This is a genomic window from Viridibacterium curvum (assembly GCF_039544165.1).
Lineage (GTDB): Bacteria > Pseudomonadota > Gammaproteobacteria > Burkholderiales > Rhodocyclaceae > Viridibacterium > Viridibacterium curvum.
The window spans coordinates 92,592-107,050 of record NZ_BAABLD010000002.1; the positions used below are offsets into that span (position 1 = coordinate 92,592).

Below are 14,459 nucleotides of genomic sequence, written 5' to 3' on the forward strand. Positions count from 1 at the left end.
GCTTGTGCGTAAATATCCATTTGCATTGACCCGGACGATGAGAAGCCGGTCTTTCCAACGGCCATGATTCGATACCCATCGGGACCGTCCGGCATGACTCCCGAATTGCTCACGCAGCCAAAGGCGCACGTTACAAGTAAAAGAGCAAAAATTCGTTTCATCGCTTGAGTATTTCCCGGTTAATTGAGCTCTTCGAGACGAATCCGCTTGACCGCCCCCAGCACGGTCGGCAACGCTTCGATGCGTGCGATGGCCGAATTCACGTTGCCTTCGACGGCGCGATGTGTGAGCACCACGATGTCGGTTTGTGATTCGCCTTCGGCAGGTTCTTTTTGCAGCATGGCGTCGATGGAGATCGCATGATCGGCGAGTGCGCGCGTGATGTCGGCGAGCACGCCGGGCTTGTCTTCGACACGCAGTCGCAGGTAGTAGGCGGTCTCGACCTGTTCGATCGGCAGGATGGCGAGATCGGAGAGCTTGTCGGCCTGGAAGGCGAGGTGCGGCACGCGATTCTCGGGGTCGGCCGTCGCGAGGCGCGTGACGTCGACGAGGTCGGCGATCACTGCGGACGCGGTCGGCTCGGCACCGGCACCCTTGCCGTAGTAGAGCGTGGCGCCGACGGCGTCGCCCTGCACGAGCACGGCGTTCATCGCGCCTTCTACGTTGGCTATGAGGCGCCTGGTCGGGATCAGGGTGGGGTGCACGCGCAGCTCGATGCCTTGCTCGCGGCGCTTGGCAATGCCAAGCAGCTTGATGCGATAGCCGAGTTGTTCGGCGTACTTGATATCAGTGGCTTCGAGCTTGGTGATGCCTTCGACGTAGGCCTTGTCGAATTGCACCGGGATGCCGAAGGCAATGGCCGACATGATGGTGGCCTTGTGTGCTGCATCGACGCCCTCAATGTCGAAGGTCGGGTCGGCTTCTGCGTAGCCGAGGCGCTGCGCTTCCTTGAGCACGTCGGCAAAGGAGAGACCCTTGTCGCGCATCTCGGAGAGGATGAAGTTCGTCGTGCCATTGATGATGCCGGCAATCCACTGGATGCGGTTCGCGGAGAGGCCTTCGCGCAATGCCTTGATGATGGGAATGCCGCCGGCAACGGCCGCTTCGAACGCAACCATCACGCCCTTCTTCTGCGCGGCGGCGAAGATCTCGGTGCCATGCACGGCGAGCAGGGCCTTGTTGGCCGTCACGACGTGCTTGCCATTCTCGATGGCGGCGAGGACGAGCTCCTTCGCCACGGTGTAGCCACCGATGAGCTCGACGACGATGTCGATGGAAGGGTCCTTGACGAGCTCGAAAGCATCGGTCGTGATGCGTGCTGCGCCGCCGGTGACTTTCTGCGCGAGTTCGACGTTGCGGTCAGCGACCGCCGTGATCTGGATCGGGCGTCCTGCGCGACGGGTGATTTCTTCTGCGTTACGTGCGAGTACCGTCCAGGTGCCGCCGCCAACGGTGCCAATGCCAAGGAGACCTACGTTGATGGGTTTCATGAGAGTGGTTTCTTGAAACTGTGTGAAATGATGGAGAAGCGTTCGCGGAAGCAGAAGCGCTGGGTTTCGTGACGCTGTACACCAACGTCGAGTACGAGATGCGCAGCACCGCCGGCCTTGGCTTTGTCGCAGAGCAGGGCGATCAGCGCACTGCCAATGCCTTGCCCGCGATGTGCTTCGTCGGTGACGAGGTCGTCGACGTAGAACTTGAAGCCGTCATGCGTATCTTCGAAGTGCCGCCATACGGCGAGGGCTACGAGCTTGCCGTCCTTCAGTGCGACAGTCATGCGCGCGCCGGCGTGGAAGACACGCTTGAGCTTCGGCACGTAGTCCTGCGGGATGCGCGTCCGCAGCTGGCGATGGACAGCTTCCGCCTGAACCAGCAGGGCTGGTTGCAGGACTTCGCCGTGCTCGTCGCAAATGTCGATCAGTTGGAGCTCCATCGCCTGAGCACTCATGCCGTGCCGTGCCTCTTGCGGTAGCCCTCAAGGAATCGGGCGATGCGGCCGATGGCTTCACGCAGGTCGTCTTCGTGAGGCAGGAAGACAACGCGGAAGTGGTCGGGCGACTTCCAGTTGAAGCCGGTGCCTTGCACGAGCAGCACGCGTTCGGCTTCGAGCAGTTCGAGGATGAATTGTTGGTCGTCCGCAATCGGGTACATCTTCGGGTCGAGACGCGGGAACAGGTACAACGCAGCTTTTGGCTTGACGCAGGTCACGCCCGGAATGGCGGTGAGCAGTTCGTAGGCGAGGTCACGCTGGCGACGCAGACGGCCGCCTGGTGCGACGAGATCCTTGATCGACTGGTAGCCGCCGAGTGCGGTCTGGATGGCGAGCTGACCTGGCGTGTTGGCGCACAGGCGCATCGAGGCCAGCATATTGAGGCCTTCGATGTAGTCACGGGCATGGCGCTTTTCACCCGAGACGATCATCCAGCCTGAGCGGTAGCCACAGGCGCGGTAGTTCTTCGACAGACCGTTGAATGTGAGGAACAGTACGTCGTCGGCGAGCGAGGCGATGCTGACATGTTCGGCGTCGTCGTAGAGGGTCTTGTCGTAGATCTCGTCGGCGAAGACGATGAGCTGGTGCTCACGTGCTAGCTGCACGATCTGTTCGAGCACTTCACGCGGGTACAGGGCGCCAGTCGGGTTGTTCGGATTGATGATGACGATGGCGCGCGTGTTGGGCGTGATCTTCTGGCGCATGTCGGCAATGTCCGGCATCCAGTCAGAAGCTTCGTCGCAAACATAGTGCACGGGCGTGCCACCCGACAGGGCGACGGCGCCGGTGTAGAGCGGATAGTCCGGTGCCGGCAGCAGGACTTCGTCCCCGGGGTTGAGCAGGGCGTTCATGCTCATCACGATGAGTTCGGACGCGCCATTGCCGAGGTAGATGTCGTCGATGGTGACGCCGGAGATACCCTTCTCCTGCGAGTAATGCATGATCGCTTTGCGCGGCGCGAAGAGCCCCTTCGAGTCCGTGTAGCCTGCCGTGTCGGGCAGGTTGTGGATCATGTCCTGCACGATCTCCTCGGGCGGCATGAGGCCGAAGTGCGCCACGTTGCCGATGTTCAGCTTCATGATGCGCTGGCCTTCGTCTTCCATCTGCTTGGCGCGTTCTAGTACGGGGCCGCGGATGTCGTAGCAGACGTTGGCAAGTTTGGCCGACTTGCTCACCGCTCGCGCCTTGCCACCGACGACAGGCGTGGTGTTGGAATCGGCGACGCGCAATGAACTACCGTGCTTCATGATGGGATTCCCCGGCAAAGGCGCCGGTGCAGGAGGCACCGGGGCGTGAAAACCGCTTATGATAACAAGCCCTACATGCGATTCGTGCGAACACCTGCACGACGCTGAGCGCAGCATTTTTGCCCCATGAAACTGTATCGCGACGAGGATGCCGGCCTCAATCTCGTAACCGGCTACGACGCGGCGCACATCGCCATCCAGCGTGAACGCCATGAAATGAGTCTTGTGGTCATGCCGAAGCGTGCGCCGCAGGCTTGGGGGCAGGCTGGATTCGAAGGGCTGACCGAGGCGGACTTTGCAGCAATAGTGGCGTTATCGCCAGCACTCGTGCTGATTGGTACAGGGGCTCGCCAGCGCTTCCCGAAGCCAGCGTTGTTGCGCCCGCTGATCGATGCGCGGATCGGTTTTGAGGTGATGGATACCGGGTCGGCTTGCCGGACCTACAACATCCTGGCCGGGGAGGGGCGTGTGGTGGCGGCCGCGCTCTTGCTGGACGCTATCTGATCCGCCGCTTGGTGTCAGATCGGACTGCCAGTATGCCACCATGCCGCGCGGTTGCGGGGTGCGTCGAATGCGGTTACGGTGGACTCATCGTCGTTTAGGAGTCCTGAATGCTTGGCAAGGCTGTTCCCGATTTTTCTGTGGCCGCAACGAGCGGCCAGACCGTGACCCTCTCCGGCCTGCGCGGCAAGATCGTAGTGCTCTATTTCTACCCCAAGGACAATACGCCCGGCTGCACGACCGAAGGCGAGGATTTCACCGCGCTCAACGGTGACTTCGACAAGGCAGGTGCCGTGATCTTCGGCGTCTCGCGCGACAGTCTCAAATCCCATGAGGGCTTCAAGACCAAGCTGTGCATGCCCTTCGAGCTGCTGTCTGACACAGACGAGGCGCTGTGCAAGCTGTTCGATGTGATCAAGATGAAGAACATGTACGGCAAGCAGGTGCTGGGCATCGAGCGCAGCACTTTCGTGATCGACAAGGCTGGCAAGCTCGCTCGCGAGTGGCGCAAGGTCAAGGTCGATGGTCATGCAAGGGAGGTACTTGAATTCGTCAAAACCCTGTAAGCGCACACGTGTCCTTCCTGTGAGCCACATCAGCTCACCCCCCGACAACGGATAGATTCGATACGAGACCTATGGCCACCAAGCGCACCCCCATTACCAAGGCAGGCATTGCAACCAAGCTTTTCGTGCTCGACACCAATGTGCTGATGCACGATCCGACCAGCCTGTATCGCTTCGAGGAGCACGATATCTACGTGCCTATCATGACCCTCGAAGAACTCGATAACAACAAGAAGGGTATGACCGAAGTGGCGCGCAACGCGCGCCAGGCCAGCCGCACGATGGATGAAATCGTGTCGGGTTACATGAACGGAATTGAGGAAGGCATCCCGCTGGAAGGGCCGTCCAAGGATCTGGCTTCGGGCCGCTTGTTCCTGCAGACCGAGGCAATTGCACCGAACTTGCCGGAAGGCGTGCCGACCGCCAAGGCCGACAACCAGATCCTCGCAGTGGTGATGTTCCTCAGCGAGCGTTTTCCGGGGCGTGAGGTCATCCTGGTGTCGAAAGACATCAACATGCGCATCAAGGCCCGTGCTTTGGGTCTGGCGGCGCAGGACTACTTCAACGACAAGGTTCTCGAAGACTCCGACCTGCTGTACTCCGGCATGCGCGAGCTGCCGGTGGACTTCTGGGAAACCCATGGTCGCGAGATGGAGTCCTGGAAAGAGGGTGGCCGCACCTATTACAAGGTGAAGGGGCCGATGTGCGCCGACCTGTCGATCAATGAACTGGTGTTTCAGGAAGGCGAGAAGCCGCTGCACGCTATCGTCAAGCAGCGCACCGGGCCGAGCGCCATCCTCGAGACCTTGATCGACTACGGCCATCAGAAGAACAATGTCTGGGGCATTGTGGCGCGCAACCGCGAGCAGAACTTCGCACTGAACCTCTTGATGAACCCGGAGGTGGATTTCGTCTCCCTGCTTGGGCAGGCCGGTACCGGCAAAACCTTGCTGACCCTGGCCGCAGGGCTCACTCAGGTGCTGGAGACCAAGCGCTACTCCGAGATCATCATGACCCGCGTGACCGTGCCGGTCGGCGAGGACATCGGCTTCCTGCCTGGTACCGAGGAAGAGAAGATGGCGCCATGGATGGGGGCGCTCGAGGATAACCTCGACGTGCTCAACGGCGGTGTCGATGACGGTGGTGGCTATGGTGGCGAGTGGGGCAGGGCGGCGACGCGCGATCTGATTCGCACCCGCATCAAGGTCAAGTCGCTCAACTTCATGCGCGGCCGAACCTTCATCAACAAGTTCCTCATCATCGACGAAGCCCAGAACCTGACGCCCAAGCAGATGAAGACTTTGATCACCCGCGCTGGCCCCGGAACCAAGGTGATCTGTCTGGGCAACATTGCCCAGATCGATACGCCGTACCTTACCGAGGGCAGTTCAGGCTTGACCTACGTGGTCGATCGCTTCAAGGGATGGCCGCATAGCGGGCACATCACGCTGCAGCGCGGTGAGCGTTCGCGTCTGGCGGACCACGCTGCCGACATTCTTTGATAGACAGGCTTTATGGTGCTCGGGCGGGGGCGGACGCATGTCTGCCCCCGCTTGCCATTTGTCCTGTAACAAATCCTGCGGGTTTACCTATCCGCCAGTGACAGCTATAGTCCGGGGCATGATTCGCAAGAGCCTGATTATCCTGAGCCTTTTGGCGCTGCATGGCGCGGCCCTGCACGCCCAAGAGGTGAAGCAGGACGCTACGCAGACGCAAGCTACGGAGCCGTCACGTCTTCAGCGTTATGTATTGGGCGCGAAAGAGGTGCTGACTGCATCCAAGAGCGGGTTGGAAAACATCTTCGACGAAGGTTTTGCGCTACTCGGTGTCAAGTACCGCTTGGGCGGCAACAGCCCCGAAGATGGCGGGATTGACTGCAGCGGTCTGGTGCGAAAGGTTTTTGGTGATGCGTTGGGCATGAATCTGCCGCGGACCGCAGCCGAGATGGCCAAGGTTGGAGATCGCATCAACAAGGAAGAACTGAAGCCGGGCGACCTGGTGTTCTTCAACACGATGCGCCGGGCGTTCTCGCACGTCGGCATCTATCTGGGCGAAGACAAGTTCTTGCACTCGCCTTCCAAGGGCGGTGTTGTGCGCGTCGAGCGCATGGACAATTCCTACTGGACCAAGCGCTTCAATGGGGGTCGCCGCCTGATCTCTGAAGCGCAGGCAGCCGAGGCGAGCGCGGTGGCGGAACCGCCCGTGCCTGCCTCTGATCCGCAAAAACGCAGCGCGACGCGCTGACGCTACTTTCCCGATTTACTTCAAGGCTGCGTACTGACGGGGATAGATGCCCAGGCCGCGTAGCCACTCAGGCATTGCTGCAATCGCGGCGTTGGCCTCTTTCGCTGTTTCGAAATCCCCGAATATCACTCCGTAGCGTGTCTTGCCGGCAATGACTGCGCTGTATAGACGCGTCTGCTCGGCGGGAATTGCCTGGCGGAGTCGCTGCAGAAATGCTTCCAGTGAGGCTGCGTCGGCCTCTGAAACGCGCTGGATCTGGACGAAAAAGCGACTCGCCGGGGCCTGGGCGATATGTGACTTCGAGGCTTGCAGCAGGCCGGCGGAGATGGGCCCCAGACCCGCCTGCGTGACAGCCTGAGGCACAAGCGTTGGCGCCGCCGGGGTGGCAAGAGGGGCAGAGACCTGAGGCAGTGCTGCTGGCACAGGGGGCGGAGTCGAGGTGGCGACAGGTACGGATGTTGCCGCCGGTGAACTGGCGATCCCAGGGGCGGGCTCAGAGGATGCGACGGCTGGCGCAGCCGCAACTACTGCGGAAATCGTATTCGTTGCCGGGGTGGTCGTCTTGCTGTGGAGCCACCACCAGCCCAGCAAACCCAGTGCGCTAATGCCAACGAGTACGCCGAGTGCAGGCAGAGCGAGGCGGCGGGCGGGTGGCAGCGTGTAGCGTGCATCCTGGGCTGCAAGTCGCACATGGCGCGGAGCAATATTGCGTGTTTTGTCTGCAAAAGCAGCCATCAGCGTCTTGTCCGCCAGGATGTTGATGCGCCGGGTCAGGCCCCGTGACGCCTGAGCGATCAAGCGGGCGTTGCGGGTGTTGAACAGGTCCGGCCCGCGGTATCCGGCGGCTTCGAGGCGGTGGCGCAGATAGGCGGCTACGTCGGGCTCTGCCAGTGGGCCGAGTGCAAAGTGCTGGGTGATGCGGTCATGCAGGGAGCGCATTTCGCGCAGGGCCAGCAACTCATCAAGTTCCGTCTGCCCAAACAAAACCAGTTGCAACAGTTTGCGGCTTGCACTTTCCAGATTGGAAAGAAGCCGGATCTGTTCCAGCGATTCGCGCGGCATGGCGTGCGCTTCGTCGATGATGGCGACAACGCGCTTGCCCGCTTCATAGCTCGCTATCAGTGCTTGTTCGATCTGCCGCAGGACGGTCAATGGTTGCGTATCGGCAATGCCAAGTTCGAGCGCGATGGTCTTCAGCAAGGCCTCGGGCGTCAGGCTGGGGTTGGACAGGTAGATGACCTGTACATTGGCCGGCAGTCGCTCGATGAGCATGCGGCACAGCATGGTCTTGCCTACGCCGACTTCGCCGCTGATCTTTATGATGCCTTCGTCGTGCGCAATCGCGTACAACAGTGCATCAAGCAGCGCACCGCGTTGGGCTCCGGCATAGAACCAGGCAGTTTGCGGTGTGATGCGGAAGGGCGCTTCACTCAGCCCGAAGTGCTCAAGGTACATGGCGCGATCTCGATCCGGCGTGGGCCGGAGCACAGAAATGGATGAGGTCTACGGTCATTGCATGCTGCCGGGACTGACGGTGCCGAAATCCTCGCCATTTCGTGCGAGGGTTTCCATGCGGTTATACAGCGTAGAGCGATTGATGCCTAACAGGCGTGCGGCCTGGCTCATGTTGCCGCGGCTTTGCTGCAGGGCTGCCACGATGTAGTCACGCTCGATGCGACGAAGTACGGCGGGCAGGTCCATACCTTCCGTGGGCATCGGCATGGCTGCAGTAGAGGTGTGCAATGCCTCCTCGCGGGCAATCGGAGTCTGCGCCAAGGCTGCGGATTGGTCTGTGTCGCTCTCCATTTCGGCTTCGAGTGCCATGCGGGAAACCGGTTTTCCCGCATGCCGTACCAGCAGTCGTATGACGATGTTGCGCAATTCACGTACGTTGCCGGGGAAGTCGTAGCATTGCCAGACGGTTGCCGCTTCGGCGTCCAGTTCGAACGCTTTGACGTTCATCTGACCGGCAAACAGTCGGGTGAAATGCTGCAGCAGTGCCATTCGATCCCGTCCTGTCTGTCGTAACGGCGGGACGCGGATACGCAGCACGGACAGGCGATGGAACAGGTCGGCACGGAAGCGTCCCGCCCGGACTTCCTGCTGCAGGTCGCGATTGGTCGCTGCGACAACACGCGCCCTTGCTTGACGACTGGTGGTTTCGCCTACACGCTGGAATTCGCCGTTTTCCAGCACGCGCAGCAATTTTGGCTGCAGGTCCAGTGGCAGTTCGCCGATTTCATCGAGGAATAGGGTGCCGTCCTCGGCCTCCTCGAAGTAGCCGGGTTGTGCAGTCTGCGCACCGGTAAAGGCACCGCGTGTGTGGCCAAACAAGGTCGCTTCGATCAGCCCCGGCGCAATCGCCGCGCAATTGAGTGCTACGAAGCGGCGTTCACGGTTGCCGTTGCTAGCGAGTTCGTGCAGGGCGTGTGCAGCCAGTTCCTTGCCTGTGCCGGACTCGCCCTCGATGAGTACCGGAAAGGGCGAAGTGGCCGAACGCTGCAGCTGCTCGCGCAACCCGGTAATGGCTGCGCTGGCGCCAACAAAGCGGTCGAGTGCGCGTTGGCGTGCGTCGGCAGCCTGTTCATCACGCTGCAGGCGCAGGGCGCCGTGCAGGGCTGCGCGCAGTGCCTCAGGGCGTGCCGGCTTGGCGATGAATTCCAGTGCGCCAAGCGTGCGGGCATGGCGAGCATGCATCTCTTCGTTCTGCCCCGAGAGGACGATGATCTTGCAGGCTGGATTGTGGGCCAGCAGGTCACTAATCAATGTCAGACCTTCATCCGGGCGATTCGGCACCGGCGGTAGCCCGAGGTCGATCAGGGCCAGATCGAAAGGTTTGTCATGGGCCCGAATGATTCCGATGGCATCCTTGCGGTTGCTTGCGCAGTGCAGGGAGAAGTCGGGTTCGAGGATGTAGCGCATCGTTTCCACGATGAGTGGATCATCATCGACCAGCAGGATGTCGGGGAGCGCAGGGCGCGTCATGCCGGTTACGGGGCTTCGGTTGGCCGGTGGTATGGTTGGTGATTTCGAGTTTATCGCATTCCTGCAAGTGCCCGGATGTGCATTCCTGCTGAGACGGGGTGGTGGTGGCCGCGTGCTATCATTGACGCGCGTTTTCGACCCGAGATCCGACTTGAACAACTCTCCTGCACAAGAAACGCCGGCGCTGGTCGAGGTCAACGACCTGCGCTTCGGTTACGGCTCCCGACCTGTCCTGCACGGCGTCAATATCCATGTTCCGCGCGGCAAGGTGGTGGCCATCATGGGTGGTTCGGGGTGCGGTAAAACCACCCTCTTGCGTCTCATTGGCGGCCAACTGAAGGTGCCAGGTGGGGCGGTGAAGGTGTTCGGCGAATCCATTCACGATCTCGACAATGACGGTCTCTACCGTCTGCGCCGCCGCATGGGCATGTTGTTCCAGTTCGGCGCACTATTTACTGACATGTCGGTATTCGACAATGTTGCGTTCCCCATGCGCGAGCACACGGATCTGCCGGAAGAGGTCATCCGAGATCTGGTGCTCATGAAGCTGCATGCGATTGGTTTGCGCGGCGCGGCATGGCTCAAGCCCAGCGAACTTTCCGGTGGCATGGCAAGGCGGGTGGCCTTGGCGCGCACTGTGGCGCTGGATCCCGGCATCATCATGTATGACGAGCCGTTTGCCGGCCTGGACCCCATCTCGCTGGGCGTGATCGGCCAGTTGATCCGCAGGCTCAACGATGCACTGGGGGCGGGCTCTATCGTGGTGACCCACGATGTGCAGGAATCCTTGAAGATCGTCGATTACATCTATTTTCTCTCCGAGGGGAAGGTCGTGGCAGAAGGTACGCCAGCCGAGATTCAGGCGTCGGCCGACCCTTGGGTGCATCAGTTCGTGTGGGCCGAGGCGGACGGTCCAGTGCCATTCCAGGTGCCGGCTGCACCCTATGCGGAATCTCTGGGGGTGCGCAGTGTTTGAGGGTCTGAGCGATTTTTTCCAGACTGCGGGTGCGCGTGTCGTCAACGCAGTCTGGCGTATGGGCTATGCCGCCAGGTTTTTCCTTGCCGTCATCCTGCAGTCCGGGGCGAGTTTTCGTCGTATCAATTTGACGTTGCGGGAGATCTACTTCTCCGGCGTGCTGTCGCTGATCATCATCCTCGTGTCCGGGCTTTTCGTCGGCATGGTGCTGGGGCTGCAAGGTTATGACACCCTGCAGCGCTATGGTTCTGAAGAAGCGCTGGGGGTTTTGGTGGCCTTGTCACTGGTGCGTGAGCTGGGTCCGGTCGTGGCGGGGCTTCTGTTTGCCAGCCGTGCAGGCTCGGCCATTACTGCTGAAATAGGTCTCATGAAAGCCACGGAGCAGCTTGATGCGATGGATATGATGGCCGTCAATCCGCTGGCTCGTGTGGTCGCTCCGCGATTCTGGGGGGGCGTGATTTCCATGCCTTTGCTGGCGGCGATGTTCTCCGCCATGGGTGTGTTGGGAGGTTATCTGGTTGGTGTCGTCCTGATCGGTGTGGACTCAGGATCTTTCTGGGCACAAATGCAGTCATTCGTCGACTTCAAGCGCGATATCCTCAACGGCGTGGTGAAGAGCGTGGTGTTCGGATTCGCGGTGTCGCTGATCGCAGTTTTCGAAGGCTACGATGCCGATCCGACGGCCGAAGGGGTGTCGCGCGCAACGACGCGGACCGTGGTCACGTCCTCCCTGGCTATTCTGGGGCTGGATTTCATTCTTACTTCTTTCATGTTCCGAGGCTGACGTGAAGCGTTCAACTATCGATCTGTGGGTCGGAATCTTTGTGGTGTTGGGCGTTGCGGCCCTGATTTTCCTCGCCATGAAGGTCGGTAATCTCGCTGGCTCCAAATTGCAGGATCCCTATCCCTTGTCGGCCGAGTTTGACAACATCGGTGGTCTCAAGGTGCGTGCGCCTATCAAGAGCGCGGGGGTCGTAGTGGGGCGCATCGAATCCATCGAGCTGAATCCGGAGACTTTCCGGGCGCTGGTCAAGATGCGTGTCGATAGCCGCTTCAGCTTTCCGCGCGATACCTTTGCCACGATCAATACCTCGGGTTTGCTGGGTGAGCAGTACATTGGTCTTGAACCTGGCGCTGACGATCAGGTGCTAAAGCCGGGTGAGAAGATGAAGAAGACCCAGTCTGCTGTGGTGCTTGAAAAACTGATCAGCCAGTTCATGTTCTCCAAGGCTGAAGAAGGTCCGGCCAAGAAATGAACGCGGTGCGGCCCATACTGCGCTGGTTGTTTGCGCTCTGTATCGCTGGGGTACTCGCTGGCTGTGCTACGGGTTCCAATCCGCGCGATCCTTGGGAGAAGACAAACCGCGTGGTGTTCGACTTCAACCAGCAGGTGGATGCCACCTTTCTGAAGCCGGTCGCCCAGATATACGACCACGTGGCGCCGCTGCCAGTCCGTACTGGCGTGTCCAATGTGTTTTCAAATGTCGAGGATGTTTGGATCGGTATCAACAACCTTCTGCAGGGCAAGCCCCTGGATGGTCTGAGTGATATTGGGCGATTCGCCATCAACACAACCTTTGGCATCCTCGGTATTTTCGATGTGGCCACCGAACTGGGGCTGACCAAACACGAAGAAGATTTCGGCCAGACTTTGGCTGTGTGGGGTGTGCGCAGCGGGCCATATCTGATGTTGCCGTTCTTCGGTCCGCGCACACTGCGTGATACGGGCGGGATGGTGGTAGACATGATGGCATCGCCATATGGTTTCATTCCATCCGTGCCTGCACGCAATGTATCCCGCGCCATCAAGCTCATCAGCGAGCGCGCTGATCTGCTGGGCGCCGAGAAATCACTGGATGACGCAGCGCTGGACCGTTATGCCTACCTGCGCGATTTTTACCTGAATCGTCGTGAAAGTCTGATTCGTGATGGCCGTCGTGTCCGCAAAACCGACGATGATGCGTTGAATGGCGGTGCTCGTCCCTTCTACAGTGTGAAGGATCCCGACATCGAGCTGGCTTCACGACGCCTGTTGCTGGTGGAACTGGATCGTGCTTTGGCTGGTCGTAATGCGCAGGTTTCGCCTTCTGCGGATGACGCCCCGTGAAATTCTCCTGACTGGAAGAAACATGCTGAAATTTTTCTCGAAACTCGTTCTGATTGCGGGCCTTGTTGCCTCGGCGCATGCCCAGGAAGGGCCGGATCAGATGATCAAGACGGTGACTGGCGAGATCATCGAGCTGATCAAGTCTGACAAGGCCATCCAGGCCGGTGACCAGAAACGCATTCAGGAAGTCGTGGAGGGCAAGATCCTGCCGCACTTCGACTTTACGAAGATGACTGCTTCGGCAGTGGGGCGCGAGTGGCGCAACGCGACGCCAGATCAGAAGACTCAGCTGACAAAGGAGTTTCAGGTCCTGCTGGTGCGTAGCTACGCGAATTCGCTGTCGCAGTACAAGAACCAGACCGTGGATGTGAAGCCCTACAAGGCGTCGTCCGACCCCGAAGTGACCGTCAAGACCGAGGTCAAGCAGCCGGGTGCCAAGCCGGTGCAGATTGACTATGACCTGCACAAGCCCTCGGGTGAGTGGAAGGTGTTTGATGTCTATGTAGCGGGCGTCAGCCTGATCGCCAACTATCGCGACAGCTTTGGACAGGAGATCAAGGCAAGCGGTATCGATGGTCTGATCAAGTCCCTGCGCGACAAGAACTCAGCCAGGGCGACCGACAAGAAATGATTGCCGAGCGCAACGTCGACGGCCAGTGCCACCTGTGTTTGCAGGGGGCTTTGACTATAGATGAAGTCACCGCAGTGCTGGCGGAGGCGGACCATCGCGTGCGCGCCGCAGACTGTACGCTGGATCTGGCTGAGGTAACGACGCTGGACTCGGCAGCGGTGTCGCTGGTGCTGGCGCTGTTACGGGCCTCACAGGCGTCGGGGCGTCGTCTCTCGCTCATCAACGCTCCAGCAAGTTTCTCATCCCTTGCCAGCCTGTACGGGGTGGACTCCCTATTGGTGGAAAGCCTGACGACGCATGTCCAGCACTGATGGCATTGCCATCCGGGTGCAAGGGGCAGTCAAGCGGTACGGCAATCTCCAGGCACTGGCGGGTGTAGATCTCGATATTCGCCAGGGCGAATTCTTCGCCTTGCTGGGCCCCAATGGGGCTGGCAAGACCACGCTGATCTCGGCGTTGGCCGGGCTGGTTCGCCTTGACGAGGGGTGTATCCAGGTCAGCGGACACGACGTGGTCAGCGACTATCGTGCGGCGCGAGCGGCCTTGGGGGTTGTGCCACAGGAACTGGTTTTCGACCCATTCTTCTCTGTGCGCGAAGTTCTGCGCATACAGTCCGGCTATTTCGGTATCCGCAGCAACGATGCCTGGATCGATGAGTTGCTGGAAAGCCTCGACCTGACAAGCAAGGCGGGCGCCAACATGCGTGCTTTATCCGGCGGCATGAAGCGTCGTGTGCTGGTCGCGCAGGCACTGGTGCACAAGCCGCCCGTTATCGTGCTGGACGAGCCGACGGCGGGTGTCGACGTCGAGTTGCGCCAGACCCTGTGGAAGTTCATCCGCAAGCTCAATGCTGATGGGCACACCATTGTGCTGACCACGCACTATCTCGAAGAGGCCGAGCAACTCTGTTCGCGTATCGCCATGTTGAAGTCTGGGCGCGTCATCGCGCTGGACTCCACGCAGAACATCCTGCGTCGCGTCAGTGGGCATGCCCTGCGCGTGCGAACGTCGAACCCGATAGCGCTTCCGGCATTGTTTGAGGGGCGCAAGACGAGGCAGGAAGGCGGTTGGCTGACAGCTGTATTCGATCGTTTCGAAGAGGTCGAGCCCATGCTGGCTGCATTGCGCGAGGCCGGGGCAAGTGTGCAGGAAGTCGAGATCATCAAGCCTGATCTTGAGCAGGCTTTTGTCGACATCATGAACAAGGCCTGA

The 14,459-nt window shown here is 60.2% G+C and carries 16 protein-coding genes; 11 read left to right on the top strand and 5 right to left on the bottom strand.

The genetic code is table 11. The annotated features are described in order from the left end of the window. Positions 1-179: 179 nt before the first annotated feature. From ABEA02_RS01535 to ABEA02_RS01545, 3 genes are read right to left on the bottom strand one after another with little or no spacing between them, the layout of a single operon-like run. Positions 180-1,490: a homoserine dehydrogenase gene (locus ABEA02_RS01535; protein WP_345531061.1), complete on the bottom strand. Its 1,311-nt coding sequence runs from the start codon at positions 1,488-1,490 to the stop codon at positions 180-182. Continuing rightward, positions 1,487-1,933 carry a GNAT family N-acetyltransferase gene (locus ABEA02_RS01540; protein ID WP_345531062.1) on the bottom strand — a complete coding sequence of 149 codons (447 nt, stop codon included), beginning with the start codon at positions 1,931-1,933 and terminating at the stop codon, positions 1,487-1,489. The genes ABEA02_RS01535 and ABEA02_RS01540 overlap by 4 nt, the downstream gene beginning before the upstream one ends. Before the next feature lie 11 nt (positions 1,934-1,944). Then, complete coding sequence (locus ABEA02_RS01545; protein WP_345531063.1) at positions 1,945-3,237, bottom strand: pyridoxal phosphate-dependent aminotransferase; 1,293 nt, start codon at positions 3,235-3,237, stop codon at positions 1,945-1,947. A 126-nt stretch (positions 3,238-3,363) separates the two neighbouring features. Here ABEA02_RS01545 and ABEA02_RS01550 point away from each other — a divergent pair, with 126 nt between their 5' ends. The 4 genes from ABEA02_RS01550 to ABEA02_RS01565 all read left to right on the top strand — a co-directional run bounded on the left by ABEA02_RS01550 (position 3,364) and on the right by ABEA02_RS01565 (position 6,548). Next, a complete protein-coding gene (locus ABEA02_RS01550; RefSeq protein WP_345531064.1) occupies positions 3,364-3,741 on the top strand; it encodes an Mth938-like domain-containing protein in 378 nt (125 codons plus the stop codon). 107 nt (positions 3,742-3,848) lie between these two features. After that, the gene (locus ABEA02_RS01555) at positions 3,849-4,304 is read left to right on the top strand and encodes a peroxiredoxin (protein WP_345531066.1); all 456 of its coding nucleotides are present in this window, start codon (positions 3,849-3,851) and stop codon (positions 4,302-4,304) included. 71 nt (positions 4,305-4,375) lie between these two features. After that, entirely contained in the window at positions 4,376-5,806 is a 1,431-nt protein-coding gene (locus ABEA02_RS01560; protein ID WP_345531067.1) for a PhoH family protein, read from the top strand. Between the two features lie 118 nt (positions 5,807-5,924). Further along, positions 5,925-6,548, top strand: a complete 624-nt coding sequence (locus ABEA02_RS01565) for a C40 family peptidase (RefSeq protein ID WP_345531068.1) — start codon at positions 5,925-5,927, stop codon at positions 6,546-6,548. A 15-nt stretch (positions 6,549-6,563) separates the two neighbouring features. On the opposite strand, the gene ABEA02_RS01570 is transcribed toward ABEA02_RS01565, so the two are convergent. Together ABEA02_RS01570 and ABEA02_RS01575 are read right to left on the bottom strand one after the other, a co-directional pair. After that, positions 6,564-8,003, bottom strand: coding sequence for an AAA family ATPase (locus ABEA02_RS01570; RefSeq protein WP_345531069.1), 1,440 nt, complete (start codon positions 8,001-8,003; stop codon positions 6,564-6,566). Positions 8,004-8,057: 54 nt separating this feature from the next. Further along, positions 8,058-9,533, bottom strand: coding sequence for a sigma-54-dependent transcriptional regulator (locus tag ABEA02_RS01575; protein ID WP_345531070.1), 1,476 nt, complete (start codon positions 9,531-9,533; stop codon positions 8,058-8,060). 31 nt (positions 9,534-9,564) lie between these two features. On the opposite strand from ABEA02_RS01575, the gene ABEA02_RS01580 reads away from it, so the two are divergent. The 7 genes from ABEA02_RS01580 to ABEA02_RS01610 are packed head-to-tail and all read left to right on the top strand — an operon-like array spanning position 9,565 to position 14,459. Beyond that, positions 9,565-10,509: an ABC transporter ATP-binding protein gene (locus ABEA02_RS01580; RefSeq protein ID WP_345531071.1), complete on the top strand. Its 945-nt coding sequence runs from the start codon at positions 9,565-9,567 to the stop codon at positions 10,507-10,509. Then, positions 10,502-11,293, top strand: coding sequence for a lipid asymmetry maintenance ABC transporter permease subunit MlaE (mlaE, locus tag ABEA02_RS01585; RefSeq protein ID WP_345531072.1), 792 nt, complete (start codon positions 10,502-10,504; stop codon positions 11,291-11,293). Before ABEA02_RS01580 ends, mlaE begins: the two co-directional genes overlap by 8 nt. Before the next feature lies 1 nt (position 11,294). Beyond that, positions 11,295-11,765 carry an outer membrane lipid asymmetry maintenance protein MlaD gene (gene mlaD, locus ABEA02_RS01590; RefSeq protein WP_345531073.1) on the top strand — a complete coding sequence of 157 codons (471 nt, stop codon included), beginning with the start codon at positions 11,295-11,297 and terminating at the stop codon, positions 11,763-11,765. Continuing rightward, positions 11,762-12,616 carry an MlaA family lipoprotein gene (locus ABEA02_RS01595; protein WP_345531074.1) on the top strand — a complete coding sequence of 285 codons (855 nt, stop codon included), beginning with the start codon at positions 11,762-11,764 and terminating at the stop codon, positions 12,614-12,616. Before mlaD ends, ABEA02_RS01595 begins: the two co-directional genes overlap by 4 nt. A gap of 22 nt (positions 12,617-12,638) precedes the next feature. Then, positions 12,639-13,247 (top strand): MlaC/ttg2D family ABC transporter substrate-binding protein, encoded by a 609-nt coding sequence (locus ABEA02_RS01600; protein ID WP_345531075.1) that lies wholly within the window; start codon positions 12,639-12,641, stop codon positions 13,245-13,247. Next, positions 13,244-13,558 carry an STAS domain-containing protein gene (locus ABEA02_RS01605; protein ID WP_345531076.1) on the top strand — a complete coding sequence of 105 codons (315 nt, stop codon included), beginning with the start codon at positions 13,244-13,246 and terminating at the stop codon, positions 13,556-13,558. The genes ABEA02_RS01600 and ABEA02_RS01605 overlap by 4 nt, the downstream gene beginning before the upstream one ends. Beyond that, positions 13,545-14,459: an ABC transporter ATP-binding protein gene (locus ABEA02_RS01610; RefSeq protein ID WP_345531077.1), complete on the top strand. Its 915-nt coding sequence runs from the start codon at positions 13,545-13,547 to the stop codon at positions 14,457-14,459. The genes ABEA02_RS01605 and ABEA02_RS01610 overlap by 14 nt, the downstream gene beginning before the upstream one ends.

Excerpts from the sequence above, each read along its gene's own strand:
- ABEA02_RS01535 (WP_345531061.1), bottom strand. The coding sequence starts at position 1,490 with ATGAAACCCATCAACGTAGGTCTCCTTGGCATTGGCACCGTTGGCGGC.
- ABEA02_RS01540 (WP_345531062.1), bottom strand. The coding sequence starts at position 1,933 with ATGGAGCTCCAACTGATCGACATTTGCGACGAGCACGGCGAAGTCCTG.
- ABEA02_RS01545 (WP_345531063.1), bottom strand. The coding sequence starts at position 3,237 with ATGAAGCACGGTAGTTCATTGCGCGTCGCCGATTCCAACACCACGCCT.
- ABEA02_RS01550 (WP_345531064.1), top strand. The coding sequence starts at position 3,364 with ATGAAACTGTATCGCGACGAGGATGCCGGCCTCAATCTCGTAACCGGC.
- ABEA02_RS01555 (WP_345531066.1), top strand. The coding sequence starts at position 3,849 with ATGCTTGGCAAGGCTGTTCCCGATTTTTCTGTGGCCGCAACGAGCGGC.
- ABEA02_RS01560 (WP_345531067.1), top strand. The coding sequence starts at position 4,376 with ATGGCCACCAAGCGCACCCCCATTACCAAGGCAGGCATTGCAACCAAG.
- ABEA02_RS01565 (WP_345531068.1), top strand. The coding sequence starts at position 5,925 with ATGATTCGCAAGAGCCTGATTATCCTGAGCCTTTTGGCGCTGCATGGC.
- ABEA02_RS01570 (WP_345531069.1), bottom strand. The coding sequence starts at position 8,003 with ATGTACCTTGAGCACTTCGGGCTGAGTGAAGCGCCCTTCCGCATCACA.
- ABEA02_RS01575 (WP_345531070.1), bottom strand. The coding sequence starts at position 9,533 with ATGACGCGCCCTGCGCTCCCCGACATCCTGCTGGTCGATGATGATCCA.
- ABEA02_RS01580 (WP_345531071.1), top strand. The coding sequence starts at position 9,565 with ATGGTTGGTGATTTCGAGTTTATCGCATTCCTGCAAGTGCCCGGATGT.
- ABEA02_RS01595 (WP_345531074.1), top strand. The coding sequence starts at position 11,762 with ATGAACGCGGTGCGGCCCATACTGCGCTGGTTGTTTGCGCTCTGTATC.
- ABEA02_RS01600 (WP_345531075.1), top strand. The coding sequence starts at position 12,639 with ATGCTGAAATTTTTCTCGAAACTCGTTCTGATTGCGGGCCTTGTTGCC.
- ABEA02_RS01605 (WP_345531076.1), top strand. The coding sequence starts at position 13,244 with ATGATTGCCGAGCGCAACGTCGACGGCCAGTGCCACCTGTGTTTGCAG.
- ABEA02_RS01610 (WP_345531077.1), top strand. The coding sequence starts at position 13,545 with ATGTCCAGCACTGATGGCATTGCCATCCGGGTGCAAGGGGCAGTCAAG.